This window comes from Meiothermus taiwanensis WR-220, assembly GCF_003568585.1.
In the GTDB taxonomy this organism is placed as follows: Bacteria; Deinococcota; Deinococci; order Deinococcales; family Thermaceae; genus Meiothermus; species Meiothermus taiwanensis.
This window is the reverse complement of the sequence record NZ_CP021130.1, coordinates 1,418,911-1,437,730: the sequence shown is the minus strand read 5'-3', so window position 1 is coordinate 1,437,730 and position 18,820 is coordinate 1,418,911. Positions and strand designations below refer to the sequence as shown.

The window sequence follows — 18,820 nt, the reverse complement described above, 5'->3', positions numbered from 1 at the left end:
GCCGTGAGCACGATTTCTGGAGGCCGCTGGGTTGCCGAAATTTACGGTTGCAACCTGGAAGTGCTTGAAAACCCCAAGCTGGTTGAGCTGGCCCTGCGCGACGCGGTGTTCAAGCTGGGCGCACCTCCCGGAAGCGTACAGGCCACGGTCTACAAGTTTTACCCGCAGGGGCTTTCCGCCGCGGTGCTTTCGCCTGTAGCCGCGGTAATGATGCACACCTGGCCCGAAGACAAGGCCTCGGCCGCGCTCGATCTTTACTTTTATAAACACGACGTAGACCCCGAATCGGTGCTGCGCGGGCTGGCCCGGGCATTTGGCGCCCAGGAGGAATCGGCCTTCCGCTTCTGGCGCGGCAACGAGCACGAGATCAAACGCCGTACCCAGGCCGCTCAAGCCAGCGACTCATCTTAACGCGTGCTAGCCTTGACAGGCTGAAGTCCAACTGGAGGAATCGCTATGCAATACGGAATGTACTTTCTTGAGCAGGTCACACCCTACGAGGCCCTTTACCGCCGCATGAACAAGGTGCTGGCGGCAGGGCGCACCAAGTTCCAGGACTATTTCATCTTCCAGACCAGCGCTTTTGGCAAGGTGCTGGTGCTGGACAAGGACGTGCAGTCAACCGAGCGAGATGAGTACATCTACCACGAAACCCTGGTGCATCCAGCCATGCTAGCCCATCCCAACCCCCGCACAGTGTTTATCGTGGGGGGCGGTGAGGGGGCCACGCTGCGTGAGGTCTTACGTCATCCCAGCGTGGAAAAAGCTGTGATGTGCGACATCGACGGGGAGCTGGTCGAGATGGCCCGCGCCTTGCTACCGGAGTGGCACCAGGGGGCCTTCGACGATCCTCGAGCCCAGATCGTAACCGAGGACGCTCGAGCCTGGCTGACCAACCACCCCGATACCTACGATGTCATCATCGTTGACCTGAACGACCCCATCGGCGAGGACAACCCAGCCCGTCTGCTTTTCACAGTGGAGTTCTACGAACTGATCAAGCAGCGCCTCAACCCCGGTGGGCTGATGGCCATGCAGGCAGGCATGATCCTGCTCACCCATCACAAAATGCACCCGGTTGTGCACCATACGGTCAAGCAGGTTTTTAAGCATACCCGCAGCTATCACAACTACATTCCCGGCTTTATGCTCAATTTTGGCTTTATTGTAGCCTCCGATGCCGTGGACGTAACCGGCCTTAGCGAGGGCACCCTCGAGGCCCGCATCCTCGAGCGGCAGCTACCGCTCAAACACCTCGACGCACCCTATATCGAGGCCATGTTTGTCCTACCCAAAGACCTTAAAGAAGCCATTGCGGCTGAAACCATGGTCTCGCGGGACGCAGCCCCCTTCTGGCTGACCGACGAAGGCGATGCACGGCAGTCCCAGGCATAGCCTGCGGTTGGTGTATTTTCTAATCACCAAGGCATAGAATCTAAGCCATGCAGAGAACTCTTTTTGTCGTAGTGGCTGTTCTGGCTATCGCCATAGCCGCCGTGCTATTTGTGTTCTTGCGGCCTAAACCCACCGCCGGCCCCACGGACGCGGCCGCTGGCGCACGTTTTGTGATCGGCAACCCCGAGGCCAAAGTAACCGTGGTGGATTTTTCCAACTATCTATGCAGCCATTGCCGCGATCACGCCAACGAGGTATTCCCGCTTATCAAGCGGGATTACATCGATACTGGGAAAATCCGCTACGTCTTCCGCGACTTTCCCTTTGGTGGGCAGGAAAACGTGATCCGGGCTGGGGAGGCGGCAGCCTGCGCGGCTGACAACAACCTGTACGTTGAGTACCACGAGGCGCTTTTCCGCGCTCAGATGCAGTGGGCAGGCCTGAGTGGGGATGCGCTTGACAACTACTTTGCCGACCTGGCGGGGCAAATTGGGATTGCACCCGCCACCTTTTTGCAGTGCCTCAAGTCGGGAAGCAAGCGGGCCGGGGTTCTGGCCGATCAGAAGCTGGCAACCGATCTGGGCTTGACCGGAACCCCATCCTTTATTGTGAATGGGGAAAAGTACACCGGCCAGCGCCCCTACGATAGCTGGCGGGAAATTCTTGACAAGGCCCTGGCCGGACAGCCCAGCAGCGATCAGGGGGGTAGCAGCAGCCCCGCCAAGCCTTAGCACAAGCTACAACACCCCACGACCCTCGCCTTAGGGCGAGGGTCGTGGCTTGGTCATGCCGGGCACTCCCTTCCAAGGGGCGGTATCACCCTCCGCTGCGCGGATAACTCCGGTTGGGTTGGTTTGCCGCCTTGCAGCGCCGAGCCAACCGAATCTAGCATCAGGAGGCCTGCCGCAAACGGGCCTCCTCGAGGGCCATCAAGGGTTTATCCAGGTGGGGCAGGTCAAAGACCACCTCTTTAATGCCTGACGTGGGCAATTCAAACATCAGCTCCACCATCGCCTTCTCGATAACGGCTCGCAAACCACGCGCCCCTGTATCGCGTTTTAGAGCCCGGCGGGCGATCTCACGAAGGGCCCCCGGCGTAAAGCGAAGCTCGATACCTTCCATGCGCAGCAACTCCTGGTACTGCCGAATAAGGGCGTTGCGGGGCTCGGTCAGAATGCGCACCAGGGCTTCTTCGTCCAGGGCCTCGAGCTGCACCATCACCGGCATCCGACCCACAAACTCGGGAATCAGACCAAAGCGCACCAGGTCTTCCGGGATCACTTCGGGCTTTTCCTCAGTTTTCTTGGGACGTGTGAAGCCGATGGGGTTCTGATCCACACGGGACTGCACGATGCGCTCGAGGCCATCAAAAGCCCCACCCAGGATAAACAAGATGTTTTTGGTATTCAGCGCTATAAATTCCTGGTGGGGGTGCTTACGGCCCCCCTGCGGCGGTACGTTGGCTACGGTGCCTTCGATGATTTTAAGTAAGGCCTGCTGCACCCCCTCACCCGAAACATCACGGGTTAGGCTGGGGTTCTCCGACTTACGGGCAATTTTGTCGATCTCGTCAATGTAGATGATGCCCTTCTCGGCCGCCTGGACATCGAAATCCGCCGCTTGCAGCAAGCGCAGGAGCACGTTTTCTACGTCCTCGCCCACATAGCCAGCCTCGGTCAGGGTGGTTGCATCGGCGATAGCAAAAGGCACATCCAGCATCCGGGCCAGGGTCTCGGCCAGCAGGGTTTTTCCCGTTCCGGTAGGGCCAATCAGCAGCACGTTGGACTTCTGAACCTCGGCCTCCGGATGCAGCAAGCGCTTGTAGTGGTTATAGACCGCAACTGAAAGGGTCTTCTTGGGTAGCTCCTGACCAATCACATACTGATCCAGGAAGCTTTTGATCTCGGCTGGCTTGGGTAGATGGCGGGGCCCCACAAAACTCGGCCTGGGCTCAGCCGCGAGCAGGTCGCTGGCCCGATCCACACACTCGTTGCAGATGTACACCTCACCCATGGGTGATTCGATGAGCTGGGCCACCTCAGGGTGCTGTTTGCCGCAAAAGCTACAGGAGGGCTTAGTGCGTTTCACGGCTAACCACCTGGTCTACCAGTCCATAGGCTGCAGCCTCTTCGGCGGTGAGGTAATAATCCCTCTCTGTATCGCGCTCCACTTTTTCGAGGGGCTGGTTGGTGTGCCGCGCCAGAATAGTGTTGAGCACCTTGCGGGTCTTGAGGATTTGTTCAGCCTGGATCGCAATATCGGTGGCCTGCCCCCCCAGGCCCCGGGCCCAGGGTTGGTGAATCATGACCTTGGAGTGGGGCAGGGCGTAGCGTTTACCCGGCTCGCCCGCAGCCAGCAGCACCGCCCCCATGGAAGCAGCGAGACCCACACAGATGGTCGAGACGGGGGCCGTCACAAACTGCATGGTGTCGTAGATGGCCAGGCCAGCATCCACATCGCCGCCGGGCGAGTTGATGTACATACGGATCTCCTGGTTAGGGTTTTGCGCTGCCAGGAAGAGAATCTGCGCCACCACTGTGTTAGCCACCTGGGCATCTATGGGCGTACCCAAGAAGATAATGCGGTCTTTGAGCAGGCGGCTGTATATGTCGTAAACGCGTTCACCGCGAGCGGTTTGTTCGATGACATATGGAACGATCATATCGGCTCTATTGTATGCCGGCGGGCTGGGCTAAGAGGGCATTGGCGCACATAGCGATCCCCCAAAAAACCAGTCAACAAGCGTGATAAGCCCGCCTTGAAAGCAGAAAGCCCCCCTACCCTGAGCCGGCTAGGGGGATCTGGATTGGGCGGAGGTTTAGGCCGGGGTGCCCTCGAGGATCTGCACCGCCTCGAGCAAGGCTTTATCGTGCAGGCGCTGTATTCTGAGACGGGCCAGGGCTTCCTGACCAAGTTCGTTCTGGAGCCGCGCAGGTGTTGTGCGGTAAGAGCGGGCCAGCTCGGCCAGGAATTCATCGAACTCTTCCTGGCTCAGTGTGGTTTTGAGCTCCTCGGCCAGGGCCTCTACTGCCAGGGAGCGGCGCAGGCGCTTGGTAGCGTTCTGACTCAGGTTCTGCTTGAATTCCTCGAGCTTGCCGTCTCGCTCGAGCTGCTGCAGGTACTCGTTGATATCGAGCCTCTGCTGCTGCAGATCCTCAGCCAGGCTCTCGAGCAGGCTGCGTTCTTCGCGCTGCTGCATGGAAGGAGGTATCTCCACCTCGAGGGCCTCGGCCAGTTTCTCCAAGAGCTGTGAAGCCTTGGCGTTGCGGGTCTCCCGCTCAAACTGCGCTCGGAGGCTCTCGCGAACCTTGGTGGTCAGGGCCTCGAGGTTGTCCTCACCGACGGTTTTGGCAAACTCGTCGTCCAACTCAGGAAGCTGCAGGGCCTTGACCTCCAGGATCTTGGTTTTGACCTCACGCACCACGGTCTCGCCGTCCTTCACCGGCACCAGAACCTCGTCGCCGGCCTTCTTGCCCAGCAAGGCCTCGCGCACGTGGGGCTGGGCGTTCTCCATCACCACCGGGAAGCGCCCCCCGTCTTCAGTCTCGATAAAGACATGGTCGTTGGCCTGAACCTCCCGATCGACCGCGACCATCTCGCCATAGCGGCTGCGCAGGTCTTCCAGCGCCCGGTTCACCACCTCCTCGGTGAGTTCGGGCGTTGCGACCTCGAGCCTGAAGCTGCGCCAGTCGGGCAGTTTTACCTCCGGGTAGTTCTCCACCTCCACCGTGTAAACGAAGGGTTCCCCAAAAGTCAGGTGCTCCTCCAGAACCCGCGCCCCCACCGGCAAAAGCGAAAGCTCCCGGGCCGCCTCGGGGAAAGTTTCGTCACGCAAGGCTTCTTTTACCTCGCCCAGCAGGATTTCTTTTCCTATCTTGGCCTCAACCACCTTGGCCGGGGCCTTCCCAGGCCTGAAGCCTGGCACCCTAATCCGGCTGGCATAATCGCTTAGAACTGAGCGGTAAGCCTGTTCGACCTGGCTGGCCGGAACCTCCACCTTGATTTTTACCCTGTAGCCATCACGTTCTAGAATTTCTGCCACAACACACCTCGAGTTCGACCGCGGGGGTCGCCAAGGTCATAGTTTACAACCCCAAGCGGGTTTGAGATACACCCTGACACCGGATTCAAAAAGATCATCAAGCTGGTGCCAAACTAACCGCACCTGGTATGACGACCCATAACCATCAAAAAGAAAAGCCCCGGGTTGCCGGGGCCAGCTGGTGCGCGGAGGGGGACTTGAACCCCCACACCTTGCGGCACGAGATCCTAAGTCTCGCGTGTCTACCAATTCCACCATCCGCGCAAGGGGGAAGAGACTTCTTCCCCATGTGCTTTGGGGTGAGCGATGGGACTTGAACCCACGACCCCCGGTTCCACAGACCGGTGCTCTAACCAGCTGAGCTACGCTCACCGCGTCGCAGCAGCAAAAGGTATTGTAGGCTTCGCCTCCTGTATCGTCAAGCCAGAGAAATCGGCAAAACCCCAGCTCAAACAACCTGCCCTGAACAATCTGGATTGACGGTCACCCCCACACACCCTATACTCGCAGCAAGGTGGCGAACAACCGTTCGTTTGAGGAAGCCAGGGAAGGAAAGGCCAACCGTCGCAGCGAAATTCTCAATGCGGCCGGTCAGTTGTTTAGCCGGCAGGGGTTTCATGCTACCTCAATGCGAGATCTGGCGAAGGCTGTGAACCTGCAGGGGGGTAGCCTGTATGCTCACATTCAGTCGAAGGAAGAGGTGCTGTTTGAGCTGGTTAACCGGGCCGCGGACGAGTTCCTGAGCAGCGCCGAGGCTGTACCTTCCGATCTTTCACCCAAGGAACAGCTCGAGCGCCTCGTGCAGGGGCACCTCGAGGTGATCGTGCGCGAGCTGGACAACGCCACGGTCTTCTTTCACGAGTGGAAGTTCCTGAACCCCGACCTACAAAGAAAAATCACCGCCCGACGGGACGCCTATGAAGCGCACTTCCGCAGGGTCATAGAAACAGGCGCGCAGCAGGGCCAGTTTCAGGTTGAGGATGTCCGGCTCGCCACCCTATTTGTGCTTTCGGCGCTCAACTGGACATACCATTGGTACCGTCCTGGTGGCAAGCTAACCCTCGAGGCGCTCTCCAGCCATTACTGCAAGCTAATCTTCCGAACCCTCGGCGCCCAGTAAATAAGGGTGGCCGAGGGGCGTGCTCCTGGCTTCAAAAAGATGGCCTCTGGAGGTCTTTGCGTAGCTAGCGAGGCCCCTTGGCCAGCAGATTGGCAAAGCCCAACGCCAGAACCAGCACCATACCCAGCGCCCAGTACGGAAAGGCGGTGGAAATCCAGCCCTGCCACTGGGCCAGGTAGACCAGTGCGCCCACCAGGATTGCAATCAGAGCCCATAGACCAAACGGCTTCAGTCCTTCCATAACACCCGCCTACTTTTTGTCGCGATGAAGATAGTAGTAGATTTCGTTGGGCACCCAGCCCATGGCGTTGGCGATGCGGTTGGTGAAGTTGAACATGGCCGCAACCTGGGCCGCTTCGAAAATAGCCTCGTCGGAAAGCCCGATGGCTCGCAACATCTGCACATCGGCGGAGCTCATCGAGGCCGAATCAACGGTGATCTGGTAAGCAAAGTCCAGCAGCGCGTGCTCTCGAGGGGTCAGGTGCGCCCGTCGGTAGTTGGCCGCGAGCACATCCGGCAAAACGGGGTCGCCGGTAATTTCGCGCAGATAGGCCGAGTGCGAGGCTAAGCAGTACTCGCACTCGTTGGCCGAAGAGACCACCACCGCGATCATCTCGCGCTCCTTGCGGCTCAGGTGGCTCTGGTCTTCGTTGCGCATCAAGAAGTCGTAGTAGCGAAACCAGCGCAAGAAGTGTTCAGGGGTGAGGGCAAAGTTGCGGGCCACGTTGGGGATGAAGCCGGTTTTTTCCCTAAACTTGCCAAACAACACCCGGACGTCCTCGGGCAGCTCGCTTTCCTCGGGCACCCTGACCCATGCGGTAGGCATTGCTTGGGGTTTGGTTTTAGAGGTGGTCTTCTTGCCACTGGCCCTGGGGGTTTTTCGAGGGGTTGCCATGGTATCCCTCCCAAGCGGCCTACCCCTGGGCAGCCCAGCGTTGCGGGGTGGCTTGACGTAAAAACTCCACAATGTCCTGGGTGCTGGTACCGGGCCCAAACACCGCAGCCACGCCCATCGCTTTGAGATGGGGCACGTCCTCGTCGGGGATGATGCCCCCACCAAAAAGCAGAATATCCTCGGCGCCCTGTTCCTTGAGCAGCCGTCGCACCTCACCAAAGTAGTGCATATGGGCCCCCGATAGCACCGACAGCCCGATGGCGTCCACGTCCTCTTGCAGGGCCGCTGAGACGATCATCTCTGGGGTTTGCCGTAAGCCGGTGTAAATGACCTCCATGCCGGCATCGCGCAAGGCCCTGGCCACCACCTTAGCCCCACGATCGTGACCGTCCAGGCCGGGCTTGGCAATGAGCACCCGTATTCTTCTGTCCATACGCCTATCTTACGGCACGTCACACAAAGCAACCAGGTGGCGCGGGCTGTAAATTGCCCGAGCTTTATAGCGCCGCAAAAGCCCTCGAATGGGCAGGGGCGGTCAGGCTGTTGAGGCTGAAAGGTTTGTGGAATGGTGGGCTTTCTCGAGGTGGGCCTTGAACTGTTCGAAGGTTACCTTAAGCAGCTTGTTGGGTTCGCCAAAAAGTGTGGCATACCATTCGGCGGCCTTGTCCAGCAAGGGGCTGTCGTAGTGGGGGTGGCCCTCGAAGAGGAGCTCGAGGTGGGTGCCCCCGTCCTCGCTCTCGCTCAGGCGCAACCAGCCTGAAATTTCCAGGTTGTGCGGCACCCCCGGCACACTGCGGAACTCGAGGTACTCAGGGGGGCGGCGCTCGGTGGCCTCGGCCACCCAGACCAGATCCACCGGCGGCTGCCCCCGCGCCCGGAAGCGCCAGGCCGAACCCTCGCGGCTTACCTCCTTAATGGCCTTGGCCCAGCTCGGCCAGCTCGAGAAGTCCTGAAAAGCCGCCCAGACCGCCTCGCGTGGAGCCCGGATATTGAGCACCAACTCCTCCCTGAAACGCATGGCTACCTCCCTTGGTGGGCTGCGCACAAAGTAGCAAGACAACGAGCACAGGCTGATGTGAGCGTATGTTGCCACAGAATGGTGTACGGGCGGTGAAGCCTGGATTACACTACAGGGATGATGAGGGTGCATGTGATTGGAGCTGGCCTGTCGGGTGCGGAGGCGGCTTTTACAGCGGCCCGCCTGGGCGCACAGGTTCGGCTGTACGAGATGCGGCCCCGGCGTATGACCCCTGCCCACCAGACCGGCCATTTTGCCGAGCTGGTCTGCTCCAATAGCCTGGGGGGCGAGGGCGAGACCAACGCCAAGGGCTTGTTGCAGGCTGAGCTGCGGGCTGCCGGCTCGCTGATTATGCAGGCTGCCGACCGGAACCGGGTTCCGGCGGGCGGGGCGCTGGCGGTGGAGCGGGAAGGGTTTTCGCAGGAGATTACCCGGGTGCTCGAGGCCCATCCCAACATAGAGGTGGTGCGGGAAGAGCTAACGAGGGTTCCTCCGGACGGCATTACCGTGCTGGCCACCGGCCCGCTCACCTCCGATGCCCTAGCGGAGCACCTGCGCTCACTTTTGGGCGAGGAATTCCTGGGCTTCTACGATGCCGCCGCGCCGGTGGTGCTGGGCGAGAGCATCAACATGGAGGTGGTCTACCGGGCCGGGCGCTACGGGCAGAGCGCCGACTATCTGAACTGCCCCATGAATGAGGAAGAGTACCGCCGGTTTTACGAGGTGCTGAGCCAGGCCCGTAAACACACCCCCCACGAGTGGGAAAAGCTCGAGTTCTTCGAGGGCTGCATGCCCATCGAGGAAATCGCCCGCCGCGGCTTCGACACCCCGCGCTTTGGCCCCATGAAGCCGGTGGGCCTGCCCGACCCCCGCACCGGCCAGGAGCCCTACGCCGTGGTGCAGCTCAGGGCCGAGGATCGGCGGGGCCAGATGTGGAGCCTGGTGGGCTTCCAGACCGGATTGAAGTGGGGCGACCAGAAGCTGGTGGTGCAGAGCATACCGGGCCTGGAACAGGCCGAGATCGTGCGCTACGGGGTGATGCACCGCAACACCTACCTGTGCGCCCCCCGGCTAATTGAACCGACCTTGCAGTTCCGGGCCTACCCGAACCTGCTGGTAAGCGGGGTGTTGTGCGGGGTGGAGGGTTACCTCGAGTCCGCCGCCACCGGCTTTCTGGCCGGCCTCAACGCGGCCCGGCTGGCCCAGGGGCACCCCCCCCTGGTTCCCCCCGAAGCAACGATGCTGGGCGGCCTGGTGCGGTACTTAGCCAGCGCCAACCCCGAGGGCTTCCAGCCCATGAACGCCAACTGGGGGCTGGTGCCTGCCGAAGCCGGACGGGGCAAAAAGTCCGAGAAACGGGCCCGGATGTTCCACCGGGGCCTGGCCGAGTTTCGGGCCTGGCTGGCCCGGTCGGCGGGCCTGGTCAGCGAGGAAATACTGGCAGGTTGAGGGCCGCCAGACTGGCGTAGACCACCTGCCAGCCCTGCTCGCCGAAGACCAGCTGGGCCTCGCCGCTGCGCCGCACCGGAGCGCCGTCCAGCACGGCCAGCAGGCGGAAGCGCAGGGTGGCCTGGTTGCCCGAGAGCTGGGTTTGCAGGTTCTCGAGGCTAAACCCATCCAGGCGAACCCCGCTCTGGCCAAACGCCGCCGAGGGATTCAGGAGGAAGCGCTGGCTCCAGACCGGGTCGTTGCACCTCAGGCCCTCGAAGACCTGGCGCAGGGCGTTTTCGGCCAGCAGGGCCGAAGGCTGGGGGCGCAGGTTGGGGTCGGGGCGGGCGATGGCCTCGATGGCGGCCCGGGCCCAGTGGCAGGGCGGCACATCCACAAAGGGCGAGGTGCCCGCCTGGGCTTGAGCCAGCGAAAGGCCCCCCAACAGCCCCAGAAAAACAAGCTTTTTCATGGCTCCACGCTGACAGATGGAGCGGCCTTCAACAAGGGAAGCGAATACCTTTCGGAGTAGGTATAAACTGTGCAAGATGGAGCGTAAGTATTTTGGAACCGACGGGGTGCGGGGCGTGGCTGGTGAGCCACCCCTGACGCCGCAATTCGTGCTCAAGCTGGGACAGGCGGCGGGGGCTTACTTCAAAAGCGCCCAAAAAAAGCCGGTGGTGTTGCTGGGCAAAGACACCCGGCAGTCCTGCGACATGCTCGAGGCCGCCCTGGCCGCGGGCCTGATGTCCCAGGGCGTGCGGGTCGAGCACCTGGGGGTGCTGCCCACCCCTGGGGTGGCCTACCTGACCAAGACCCTGGGGGCCACCGCCGGGGTGATGATCTCGGCCAGCCACAACCCCTACCAGGACAACGGCATCAAGTTCTTCAGCGCCCATGGCGACAAGCTACCCGACGAGGTTGAAGCCGAGATTGAAAGCCTCCTCGAGCGCGAGTTCAAAACCGATGGCATCGGCACGGTTTCCGACTTCCGCGAGGCCGAGCGGATGTACCTGGACTTCCTTTCCTCCAAAGGCGGCAGCCTGGAAGGGCTCAAAGTGGTGCTCGACACCGCCAATGGAGCGACCTACCGCCTGGCCCCCCGGCTTTTTCAGCGGCTGGGGGCCGAAGTGTTTGTCATGTTCAACACCCCCGATGGACGCAACATCAACAAAGGGTGTGGTTCAACCCACCCCGAGTTTTTGCGCCAGCAGGTGGTGGAGATGGGCTTTGACCTGGGGGTGGCCTTTGATGGCGACGGCGACCGGGCCATCCTGGTAGACCGGCAGGGGCGTGAGTTCCACGGCGACTATGTGCTCTACCTGAACGCCCTGGTACGGCGCGAGCCGGGGGTGGTGGGCACCCTGATGAGCAACATGGGCCTCGAGGTCAAGCTGCGCGAGGCCGGCATTAGCTTCTACCGCACCGCGGTGGGCGACCGCTACGTCTACGAGAAGCTCAAGGCCTCGGCCCTGACCCTGGGCGGCGAGCAGAGCGGCCACGTGCTCTTCCTCGACCACGCCCCCACCGGCGACGGCATGCTTACGGCCATCCTGACTCTGAAGGCCATGCGCGAGTCCGGGCGCGACCTTTCCGAGTGGTACGAGGCTTTGCCCATGTACCCGCAGCTTCTAAAGAACGTGCGGGTCTCGGACAAGCAAAAGGTGATGCAGCAGCCGGAGCTGCACCAGGCCATCCAGGAGGCCGAACAAAAGCTCTCGGGCCAGGGGCGGGTCAACGTGCGTCCCTCCGGCACCGAGCCGCTGGTGCGGGTGATGGTGGAGGGCCCCGCCGAGCTGATTGAGCCGGTTTCTTCGGAACTGGTAGCACTGGTAGAGCGCCTGGGAAGCGCCAGCTAGTATGAAGGCACGCCTACCCCTTACCGTTCGCTACGCCGAGACCGACGCCATGGGCGTGGTGCACCACAGCAGCTACGTGGTCTGGCTCGAGGCCGCCCGGGTGGAGTGGCTCAACCAGATTGGGCTCCCCTACACCCAGATTGAAGCCCAGGGCCTGGCTTTTGCCGTGGTGGAAATTGGCCTGGTTTACCGAAGCCCGGCCCGGTTTGGCGATGTGGTCGAGGTCGAAACCTGGCTCAGCGAGGCCACCTCGCGCACGCTACAGTACCGCTACCGGGTCTGGAAGGGTCAAACCCTGCTGGCCGAAGGCTTTACCCGCCACCTTTGCCAGGACGCCAGGGGCAAGGCAGTGCGGATTCCCCCTACGCTGGCAAAAACCCTGTTGACCCATGTCAATCCGCAAAGCTGAGCCAGAAACCCCAACGTGCTAAACTTGAGCACGACCATGACCCTTTTCGAACAGTTTGAGCGTCACATCAACCCCGGTCTGGCCGGGCTGCTGCGCTTTACCGGACTGGACAAGGTGGAGTCCCACGCCGAAGGGGTGTACGTCTGGGACACCGAAGGCAAGCGCTACCTGGACTTTTTGGGCCTGTATGGAACCCTATCCCTGGGCCACCGGCACCCCAGGGTGGTGGCGGCGGTCAAGGCCCAGCTCGACAAAATGCCCATGTCGGTGCGGGTGATGGTTTCCGAACCCACCACAAAGCTGGCCGCCCGCCTGGCCGAGATTACCCCCGGTGAGCTTTCGATGGTCTATTTTGGCAACTCGGGCGCCGAAGGGGTGGAGGCAGCGCTCAAGTTTGCCCGCTTCTACACGGGCAAGCCCGGCTTTATCACCACCCAGGGGGGCTACCACGGCAAAACCCTGGGGGCCCTGTCGGTTACGCCGCGCGAGCACTACCAGCTTCCGGCCCGGCCCCTGGTGCCGGGCGTGACGGTGGTGCCCTATGGCGATGCCCAGGCCATTGAGGCGGCCATAGGCCCCGAGACCGCCGCGGTGATCGTGGAGCCCATCCAGGGCGAGGGGGGCATCCGGGTACCGCCCGAGGGGTACCTGCGGGCGGTGCGGCGCATCACCCGCGAGAAGGGCGTGCTGATGATCGCCGACGAGGTGCAGACCGGCCTGGGCCGCACCGGCAGGCTCTGGGCGGTGGACTGGGAAGAGGTGGAGCCCGATATCCTGGTGAGCGCCAAGGCCCTGGGGGGTGGGGTGATGCCCATCTCGGCCACCATCTGCCGCCCGGAGATCCTGGGCATCTACAAAACCGAGCCCCTGATTCACTCCACCACCTTTGGGGGCAATCCCCTGGCCGCCGCGGCGGCGCTGGCGGCCATCGAGGTCATCCTGGAGGAGGGCATACCGGCCCGGGCCCTGGAGATGGGCCAGTACCTGATGGGGCAGCTGGCCAGGCTGCAGCAGGCCTACCCCGAGTTCATCCAGGAGGTGCGGGGCCGGGGGCTGCTGGTAGGCCTCGAGTTCACCGACGCCGACATCGGGGCGGTGGTGGTGGCCGAGCTGGCGGCGCGGGGGGTGCTGACCGCCTTTGGCCTCAACAACCCCAAGGTGGTGCGCCTGGAGCCCCCCCTGATTGTGGAGAAGGCGCACATTGACGAGTGCCTCGAGGCCCTGGAGGGGGCTTTGCAGGCCACCCAGCTGGCCTTCGAGGGGGTGCTGTAGCCTGGGTGCGCTATTCGGCGCGGGTGCTCTATGATGGTGCGAGGAGCGCCTCGTCCTGAAAACATCATGCTAGAGCAGCGAATCTACGAGCACCTCAAAAAGCACCCCAAAAAGCGCTTTAGCCTGCGCGAGCTGGTGCGGAGCCTGCGGCTCGATAAAGACGAGGCCAAAGAGGCCCTGGATCTGCTGGTGGCCGAGGGGAAGGTGGTCGAACCTCGGCGCAAGCTTTACCAGCTCCCCGAGGGGCTGGGGAAAAAGGGCCTCGAGGGCCGCCTGCAAGCCCATGCGGCGGGTTTTGCTTTTGTGATTCCCAGCAACCCCGACCTGCCCGACCTCTACATTCCCAAGGGTTACCTGGGCGGGGCCTGGCACGGCGACCTGGTTCGGGCCGAGCCGCGCCCACCAGGGCGCGACGGCAAGCCCTGGGGCGTGGTGGTGGAGGTGCTCGAGCGGGCCCACCATCAGGTGGTGGGGCGGCTGTACTTCAAGCGAGGGTATGCCTGGCTCAAGCCCGACGACCCAAGGCTGCCCGCCCTCAAGCTCAAGCCGGAGGGCCTGGAAGGCCTGGAAAGCGGGGCCCGGCTGGTGGTGCGCATCACCTACCCCAGCGGGCGCAAGCCCCAGGAGCCCTATGGGGAGTTTGCGGGCTACTTAGGCCAGGGGGAAAGCCCCGAGGTCGAGACCGAGGCCATCATCGCCAAGTACGAGCTCCGCAGTGTTTTCCCGCCCGAAGCCCTGGCCGAAGCCGAGAAAGTAGCGCATCTGGACGCCAAAGAAATTGCCCGCCGCGAGGACTTCCGGGCCTTGCGGGTTTTTACCATCGACGGGGCCGACGCCAAGGACTTCGACGACGCCATCCACATAGAGCTGCTCCCCAACGGCAACTACCGCGTGGGCATTCACATCGCCGACGTCTCGCACTACGTGCGGGAGTTCTCACCCCTCGACCAGGAAGCCTACGCCCGCGCCACCAGCGTCTACCTGCCAGGCCGGGTGCTGCCCATGCTGCCCGAGCAGCTTTCCAACGGCATCTGCTCGCTCAAGCCCCACGAGGATCGGCTGGTGCTCTCGGTTCTGGTGGAGCTGACCCCCAAGGGCCGGGTCAAGCACTACCGCTTCGCCGAGGGGGTGATCCGCAGCGTGGCCCGGCTGACCTATACCGAGGTGGAGGCCTTTGCGGCCTCCGGAAAGGCCCCAACCCCCGACTGGAGCCCTGAGCTGCAAAACGACCTGAAACTGCTGCTTGAGCTTACCCGCACCCTCAAGGAGCGCCGGCTGGAACAGGGCGCGCTGGATTTCCGCTTCACCGAGGTCAAGGTGGAGGTAGACGAGGACGGCAACCTGCACCTGATCCCGCAAAAAGAGCCCAGGGCCCGCAGCCTGATCGAGGAGCTGATGCTGCTGGCCAACCGGGTGGTCGCCAAACACCTGGCCGAGCGACAGATCCCCACCCTCTTCCGCGTCCACGAAGACCCCAGCGAGGAGGCCTACAACAAGCTGGTGGCCGCGCTGGGCCGGCTGGGGTACAGCCTGCCCGGCGGCGAGCCGAGTCCCAAGGCCCTGCAAAGCATCCTGAAGCAGGCCGAAGGCCGCCCCGAAGAAGCGGTGGTCTCCACCCTGCTGCTGCGCTCCTTGCGCTTAGCCCGCTATGCCGCGGAAAACCTGGGCCACTTCGGCCTGGCCGCCGAGCACTACCTGCACTTTACCAGCCCCATCCGGCGCTACCCCGACCTGGTGGTGCACCGGGTGTTGCGCGCCCTTCTCAAGCGCCGGGTGACCCAGGCCCGCAAGGAGGAGTGGGCCCAGCGCTTCCCCAAGATTGCCGAGCACGCCTCGGAGCGGGAGCGGGCTGCCGAGAACGCCGAGCGCGAGTTGACCAAGTACTACCAGTGCCTGTGGGCGCAGAAGCACCAGGGCGAGACCTTCCGGGGCACGGTCTCGGGCGTAACCGGGTTTGGGGTGTTTGTGAGCCTGGACAACGGGGTGGAGGGCATGATCCGGCTGGGGGCCCTCGAGGACGACCACTACCAGTACATCGAAGAACTGCTGGCCTTAGAAGGCTTGCGCACCAAGCGCCGCATTCGCATAGGAGACGAGATGGAAGTAAAGATAGAAGGAGCCAACCCTTCGGCCCGGCAGATTGACCTGGTGCCGACGGAAAAGTTTTACCAGACAGAAACCCAACCCGAAGTCGAGCCGCAAAAGAGAAAAAAACGCCGCAGGGGCAAGCGTGGAAAAGCCGCCGCCCCCGCCCAACCGGCGCGCAAGGTGGTGGCCACCGAACCCAAAAGCCCGCCCCCGCACGCCCGGGCCCGCTCAAGGCGGGTGGTAGGCCCGCCCGAGGAGCGGCCCGGTTTCCAGAAACCGGTCAAGGTCAAGGCGCAGAAGATCTACTTTGGCTCTTGGGGCAGCGACCAGGAGCAGACCCCACCCGACAAAACGGAGAAGTCCGGTAAGAAAAAGCGCCGCCGTCGCTAAATACCTCACCGGAAGCAGGGCCGGTTCACCTAGCGGGGCTGGGCCACCACCAGCACCCAGTACGCCCCCCTCTTCACCATGCCCATCTCGCGCAGGTGGGGGGCCATTAGGGTCTGGCAGTGACTGGGGCTCCCGAGCCATTCCGTAACCGCTTCCGCTGCGGAGCCAGGACCCCGGTAGAGGTTCTCCCGGATCTCCCGGTACTCGTAGCCGTTGGCCCGGGCGCGCACCGCGGCGGCCATCTCCGTGCTTGAGCCTTCCTCGTGCCTAAAATCGTTGGTCTGCTGGATGTACTCGGCCCGCTGCCGGGCCACCTCCCCCAGCAGGCCGTTCCAGCGCAGGGCAGGGGCCGCCGGATAAGAACTGGAGCCGCAGGTCTGGGGCTGGCTGCGGGCCTGGTTGACAGCATTCAGGGCCAGTTGATAATCGTCCGGGGTGTAGGAAACCCCCTGGCTACCGTTGCTAGTGCAAGCCGCTAAAAGAAGGCCAAGAGCAAGGCTCCAATGCAGACGCATGGCTTTAGTCTGCCAGGGCTTTTGCTAAAGGCCGGTGAAGAAATCACAGTGGGGCGTTACAAACGGTATGCTATGCCCTGATGCGCCTGATCGGCCTTACCGGAAGCATAGGGAGCGGCAAGAGCACGGTGGCCCGGCGTTTGCGGGAGCTGGGGGTGCCGGTTTTGGACGCCGACGAGTACGCCCGCGAAGGGGCAGAGGTGCTCAGGCCGGAGATCTGCCGGGCCTTTCCCGAGGCCTGCGCGGGTGGAGAGGTCAACCGGGCCGTGCTGGGGCGGCTGGTGTTCAGTGACCCGGAGGCCCGCCGGCGGCTCGAGGCCATCCTGCATCCCTATGTGCGCCGGCGGATGCAGGAAGAAACCGAAAAGGCCCGGCAGGCTGGGCATCGCCTGGTGGTGCAGGATATCCCTTTGCTCTTCGAGGCGGGGCGCGAGCGCGATTTTGCCGGGGTGCTGGTGGTGGCCGCCCCCACCCATCTGCGCCAGGCCCGTGTGATGACCCGCAGCGGCCTGAGCGAGGCCGAGTTCGCGGCCCGCGACAAAAGCCAGCTACCCCAGGAAGAAAAGGTGCGCCGGGCCACCTGGGTGATCTGGAACGACGCCGACCTGGAGACCCTGTATAAGCGGGTGGAGGCCTGGTACCGGGAGGTGGCGGGGTGAAGCTTACCCACGACTGGCTGGGGCCCCTCGAGCTGCCCGATGACCCCCGGCGCATCGTATCGCTGGCCCCCAACGTCACCGAGACCCTCTTCGCCCTGGGCCTGGGTGAGCGGGTGGTGGGGCGGAGCGCCTTCTGCTACCGGCCGGCGGCTGCGCTCGCTTTGCCGGTGGTCTCGAGCTACACCCGGGTGCGCTGGGAGCTACTGGAAAGCCTGCGGCCCGACCTGGTGCTCGTCAGCACCGGGGTGCAGCGGGAGCTGCTTTTTGAGCTGCACCGGCGGGGGCTCCCCGTCTTCCCCATCCCCCTGCCCCAGAGCCCGTATGGCATTCTGGAGAACATCGCGGTGCTGGGGGCTCTGTTGGGGGTAAGCGAGGCGGCCAGCAGGCTCTGTGCCCAGCTTGCCGAGCGCTACCAGGCCCTGCACAAGGCGCTGCCGCCGCGGCGGGTTTACCTCGAGTTCGACCTGGGCGGCCCCATCACGGTGGGCCGCGGCAGCTATGTGGACGAGGCGCTGCGGCACCTGGGGTTGCAGAACATCTTCGCCGACCGGGCGCAGAGCTACTTCCCGCCCGACCTGGCCGAGGTGGTGCGCCGGGGGCCGGAGCTGGTCATCTACGAGCCCAAGCCGCACCGCTCGAGGCCCCTGGAAAAAGCCCAGCGCCTCCTGGCCGAGCGGGGCTGGGCCTATCCCCTGGTGGTGACGGGGGGCGATGAGCTGGCCCATTATGGCCCCTTATTTTTTGATTACCTGGAGGCCTTGGCCAAGCAGCTTCGCTCGCACTAATCTGGAAAAGATGAACCTGCAGATACTGCAAAACGAGCTTCTACGCCTCACCATCGCCCCTGAGCTGGGGGCCAGCGTGGTGGGCCTCGAGCTTTGCCAGGCGGGCTTCTGGCTGCCCATCCTGCGCCCCACCGCACCGGCCGCCCTGGCGCAGAGGCACTCCCCCGAGACCTCGAGCTACGTCCTGGCCCCCTACTCCAACCGCATCCGGGACGGGCGCTTTCGCTTTGGCGGGAAAACCTACCAGCTTCGGCCCAACTGGCCCGATGGACAGCAGACCATCCACGGCGAGGTACACGGGCGACCCTGGAGCGCACAGCGCCTCGACGGGCACACCCTGCACTGTGTTTTCGACGCTTCCGGCCTCCAGAACCTGAACTTCCCCTTCCCCTTCAGGGTGGAAGTGGCCTACCGGCTGCAGGGTGATGGAGTGGAAATCTCGACCACACTGGTGAACGTGGGAACCGAGCCCATGCCGGCGGGTTTCGGGCATCACCCCTACTTTATGCGCCATCTGGGCCTCTCGCAGGAAGCCCGGCTGTCCTTCGAGGCCCAGGGCGTCTACCTGACCGATGCGAGCTGCCTCCCCACCCGGCCCGCCCAGGCCATCCCGCCGGAGTTCGATTTCTCGCGTGCAAGGCCGCTGGGGGCTACCCGGCTAGACCATGTTTTTGCCGGCTGGAAAGGGCGGCTGCAAATGGACTGGCCGGGTTCGGGCTGGCAGATGACCCTCGAGGCCGACCCCATCTTCTCGCACCTGGTGGTCTTCACCGCGCCCGATGGCAGCGTGGCCCTGGAGCCCGTCACCCACGCCACCGATGGCTTCAACCTGCTGAGCCAGGGCTGGGAAGACACGGGGGTGCGGGTGCTGGAGCCGGGGGAACAGATTTCCGGCGGTCTGCGCCTGAGCTTGCGGCCCGGCGCGTAGCCGGCAAAAAGCGATAA

21 protein-coding genes and 2 tRNA genes are annotated in these 18,820 nt (G+C 63.2%); 12 read left to right on the top strand and 11 right to left on the bottom strand.

Annotated features, from left to right (window positions below):
• Window positions 1-3: 3 nt before the first annotated feature.
• Genes MTAI_RS07080 through MTAI_RS07070 form a run of 3 tightly spaced genes read left to right on the top strand, consistent with a single transcriptional unit; the run spans window position 4 to window position 2,126 of the window.
• On the top strand, window positions 4-411 hold the full coding sequence (locus MTAI_RS07080) for an S-adenosylmethionine decarboxylase family protein (protein WP_027886873.1): 408 nt from the start codon (window positions 4-6) through the stop codon (window positions 409-411).
• Window positions 412-456: 45 nt separating this feature from the next.
• Window positions 457-1,395 (top strand): polyamine aminopropyltransferase, encoded by a 939-nt coding sequence (gene speE / locus MTAI_RS07075; RefSeq protein ID WP_027886874.1) that lies wholly within the window; start codon window positions 457-459, stop codon window positions 1,393-1,395.
• A gap of 47 nt (window positions 1,396-1,442) precedes the next feature.
• The gene (locus MTAI_RS07070; RefSeq protein ID WP_027886875.1) at window positions 1,443-2,126 is read left to right on the top strand and encodes a DsbA family protein; all 684 of its coding nucleotides are present in this window, start codon (window positions 1,443-1,445) and stop codon (window positions 2,124-2,126) included.
• Window positions 2,127-2,286: 160 nt separating this feature from the next.
• Here the strand turns inward: MTAI_RS07070 and clpX are convergent, their stop codons facing one another.
• The 5 genes from clpX to MTAI_RS07045 form a co-directional block, all read right to left on the bottom strand.
• Window positions 2,287-3,483: an ATP-dependent Clp protease ATP-binding subunit ClpX gene (clpX, locus tag MTAI_RS07065; protein ID WP_187388511.1), complete on the bottom strand. Its 1,197-nt coding sequence runs from the start codon at window positions 3,481-3,483 to the stop codon at window positions 2,287-2,289.
• A complete protein-coding gene (locus tag MTAI_RS07060; RefSeq protein WP_013013832.1) occupies window positions 3,470-4,057 on the bottom strand; it encodes an ATP-dependent Clp protease proteolytic subunit in 588 nt (195 codons plus the stop codon). Before MTAI_RS07060 ends, clpX begins: the two co-directional genes overlap by 14 nt.
• A 156-nt stretch (window positions 4,058-4,213) precedes the next feature.
• Window positions 4,214-5,437 (bottom strand): trigger factor, encoded by a 1,224-nt coding sequence (tig, locus tag MTAI_RS07055; protein ID WP_027886877.1) that lies wholly within the window; start codon window positions 5,435-5,437, stop codon window positions 4,214-4,216.
• Between the two features lie 179 nt (window positions 5,438-5,616).
• Window positions 5,617-5,701, bottom strand: a tRNA-Leu gene (locus tag MTAI_RS07050).
• Window positions 5,702-5,732: 31 nt separating this feature from the next.
• Window positions 5,733-5,809 (bottom strand) — tRNA-His (locus tag MTAI_RS07045).
• A gap of 142 nt (window positions 5,810-5,951) precedes the next feature.
• On the opposite strand from MTAI_RS07045, the gene MTAI_RS07040 reads away from it, so the two are divergent.
• On the top strand, window positions 5,952-6,557 hold the full coding sequence (locus MTAI_RS07040) for a TetR/AcrR family transcriptional regulator (RefSeq protein WP_036196838.1): 606 nt from the start codon (window positions 5,952-5,954) through the stop codon (window positions 6,555-6,557).
• Window positions 6,558-6,621: 64 nt separating this feature from the next.
• On the opposite strand, the gene MTAI_RS07035 is transcribed toward MTAI_RS07040, so the two are convergent.
• From MTAI_RS07035 to MTAI_RS07020, 4 genes are all read right to left on the bottom strand, one after another.
• Window positions 6,622-6,798 (bottom strand): hypothetical protein, encoded by a 177-nt coding sequence (locus MTAI_RS07035; RefSeq protein ID WP_169729919.1) that lies wholly within the window; start codon window positions 6,796-6,798, stop codon window positions 6,622-6,624.
• A gap of 9 nt (window positions 6,799-6,807) precedes the next feature.
• Window positions 6,808-7,452 carry a peroxidase-related enzyme gene (locus tag MTAI_RS07030; protein WP_027886879.1) on the bottom strand — a complete coding sequence of 215 codons (645 nt, stop codon included), beginning with the start codon at window positions 7,450-7,452 and terminating at the stop codon, window positions 6,808-6,810.
• Between the two features lie 19 nt (window positions 7,453-7,471).
• Window positions 7,472-7,885 (bottom strand): cobalamin B12-binding domain-containing protein, encoded by a 414-nt coding sequence (locus MTAI_RS07025; protein WP_027886880.1) that lies wholly within the window; start codon window positions 7,883-7,885, stop codon window positions 7,472-7,474.
• Window positions 7,886-7,987: 102 nt separating this feature from the next.
• Entirely contained in the window at window positions 7,988-8,470 is a 483-nt protein-coding gene (locus tag MTAI_RS07020) for an SRPBCC family protein (RefSeq protein WP_027886881.1), read from the bottom strand.
• 117 nt (window positions 8,471-8,587) lie between these two features.
• On the opposite strand from MTAI_RS07020, the gene trmFO reads away from it, so the two are divergent.
• Window positions 8,588-9,919, top strand: coding sequence for a methylenetetrahydrofolate--tRNA-(uracil(54)-C(5))-methyltransferase (FADH(2)-oxidizing) TrmFO (gene trmFO, locus MTAI_RS07015; RefSeq protein ID WP_027886882.1), 1,332 nt, complete (start codon window positions 8,588-8,590; stop codon window positions 9,917-9,919).
• Here trmFO and MTAI_RS07010 read toward each other — a convergent pair.
• Entirely contained in the window at window positions 9,894-10,370 is a 477-nt protein-coding gene (locus MTAI_RS07010) for a hypothetical protein (RefSeq protein ID WP_027886883.1), read from the bottom strand. The genes trmFO and MTAI_RS07010 overlap by 26 nt on opposite strands.
• A 76-nt stretch (window positions 10,371-10,446) precedes the next feature.
• On the opposite strand from MTAI_RS07010, the gene glmM reads away from it, so the two are divergent.
• From glmM to rnr, 4 genes are all read left to right on the top strand, one after another.
• Window positions 10,447-11,757, top strand: coding sequence for a phosphoglucosamine mutase (gene glmM, locus MTAI_RS07005; RefSeq protein WP_027886884.1), 1,311 nt, complete (start codon window positions 10,447-10,449; stop codon window positions 11,755-11,757).
• A gap of 1 nt (window position 11,758) precedes the next feature.
• Complete coding sequence (locus tag MTAI_RS07000) at window positions 11,759-12,166, top strand: acyl-CoA thioesterase (protein WP_027886885.1); 408 nt, start codon at window positions 11,759-11,761, stop codon at window positions 12,164-12,166.
• Window positions 12,167-12,202: 36 nt separating this feature from the next.
• Window positions 12,203-13,438 (top strand): aspartate aminotransferase family protein, encoded by a 1,236-nt coding sequence (locus MTAI_RS06995; RefSeq protein WP_027886886.1) that lies wholly within the window; start codon window positions 12,203-12,205, stop codon window positions 13,436-13,438.
• A 66-nt stretch (window positions 13,439-13,504) separates the two neighbouring features.
• The gene (rnr, locus tag MTAI_RS06990) at window positions 13,505-15,916 is read left to right on the top strand and encodes a ribonuclease R (RefSeq protein ID WP_027886887.1); all 2,412 of its coding nucleotides are present in this window, start codon (window positions 13,505-13,507) and stop codon (window positions 15,914-15,916) included.
• A 29-nt stretch (window positions 15,917-15,945) separates the two neighbouring features.
• Here the strand turns inward: rnr and MTAI_RS06985 are convergent, their stop codons facing one another.
• Complete coding sequence (locus MTAI_RS06985) at window positions 15,946-16,431, bottom strand: CAP domain-containing protein (protein ID WP_027886888.1); 486 nt, start codon at window positions 16,429-16,431, stop codon at window positions 15,946-15,948.
• Window positions 16,432-16,511: 80 nt separating this feature from the next.
• On the opposite strand from MTAI_RS06985, the gene coaE reads away from it, so the two are divergent.
• The 3 genes from coaE to MTAI_RS06970 are packed head-to-tail and all read left to right on the top strand — an operon-like array spanning window position 16,512 to window position 18,803.
• Window positions 16,512-17,090 (top strand): dephospho-CoA kinase, encoded by a 579-nt coding sequence (gene coaE / locus MTAI_RS06980; RefSeq protein ID WP_027886889.1) that lies wholly within the window; start codon window positions 16,512-16,514, stop codon window positions 17,088-17,090.
• Window positions 17,087-17,875, top strand: coding sequence for an ABC transporter substrate-binding protein (locus MTAI_RS06975; protein WP_027886890.1), 789 nt, complete (start codon window positions 17,087-17,089; stop codon window positions 17,873-17,875). The genes coaE and MTAI_RS06975 overlap by 4 nt, the downstream gene beginning before the upstream one ends.
• Window positions 17,876-17,885: 10 nt before the next feature.
• The gene (locus MTAI_RS06970) at window positions 17,886-18,803 is read left to right on the top strand and encodes an aldose 1-epimerase (protein WP_027886891.1); all 918 of its coding nucleotides are present in this window, start codon (window positions 17,886-17,888) and stop codon (window positions 18,801-18,803) included.
• The last annotated feature ends 17 nt before the right edge of the window (window positions 18,804-18,820 follow it).

Coding starts and splice junctions, on each gene's coding strand:
- MTAI_RS07030 (WP_027886879.1), bottom strand. CDS start 7,452: ATGGCAACCCCTCGAAAAACCCCCAGGGCCAGTGGCAAGAAGACCACC.
- trmFO (WP_027886882.1), top strand. CDS start 8,588: ATGATGAGGGTGCATGTGATTGGAGCTGGCCTGTCGGGTGCGGAGGCG.
- MTAI_RS07035 (WP_169729919.1), bottom strand. CDS start 6,798: ATGGAAGGACTGAAGCCGTTTGGTCTATGGGCTCTGATTGCAATCCTG.
- MTAI_RS07000 (WP_027886885.1), top strand. CDS start 11,759: ATGAAGGCACGCCTACCCCTTACCGTTCGCTACGCCGAGACCGACGCC.
- MTAI_RS06985 (WP_027886888.1), bottom strand. CDS start 16,431: ATGCGTCTGCATTGGAGCCTTGCTCTTGGCCTTCTTTTAGCGGCTTGC.
- rnr (WP_027886887.1), top strand. CDS start 13,505: ATGCTAGAGCAGCGAATCTACGAGCACCTCAAAAAGCACCCCAAAAAG.
- MTAI_RS07025 (WP_027886880.1), bottom strand. CDS start 7,885: ATGGACAGAAGAATACGGGTGCTCATTGCCAAGCCCGGCCTGGACGGT.
- coaE (WP_027886889.1), top strand. CDS start 16,512: ATGCGCCTGATCGGCCTTACCGGAAGCATAGGGAGCGGCAAGAGCACG.
- MTAI_RS07010 (WP_027886883.1), bottom strand. CDS start 10,370: ATGAAAAAGCTTGTTTTTCTGGGGCTGTTGGGGGGCCTTTCGCTGGCT.
- MTAI_RS07020 (WP_027886881.1), bottom strand. CDS start 8,470: ATGCGTTTCAGGGAGGAGTTGGTGCTCAATATCCGGGCTCCACGCGAG.
- MTAI_RS07060 (WP_013013832.1), bottom strand. CDS start 4,057: ATGATCGTTCCATATGTCATCGAACAAACCGCTCGCGGTGAACGCGTT.
- glmM (WP_027886884.1), top strand. CDS start 10,447: ATGGAGCGTAAGTATTTTGGAACCGACGGGGTGCGGGGCGTGGCTGGT.
- MTAI_RS07070 (WP_027886875.1), top strand. CDS start 1,443: ATGCAGAGAACTCTTTTTGTCGTAGTGGCTGTTCTGGCTATCGCCATA.
- speE (WP_027886874.1), top strand. CDS start 457: ATGCAATACGGAATGTACTTTCTTGAGCAGGTCACACCCTACGAGGCC.
- MTAI_RS06970 (WP_027886891.1), top strand. CDS start 17,886: ATGAACCTGCAGATACTGCAAAACGAGCTTCTACGCCTCACCATCGCC.
- MTAI_RS06995 (WP_027886886.1), top strand. CDS start 12,203: ATGACCCTTTTCGAACAGTTTGAGCGTCACATCAACCCCGGTCTGGCC.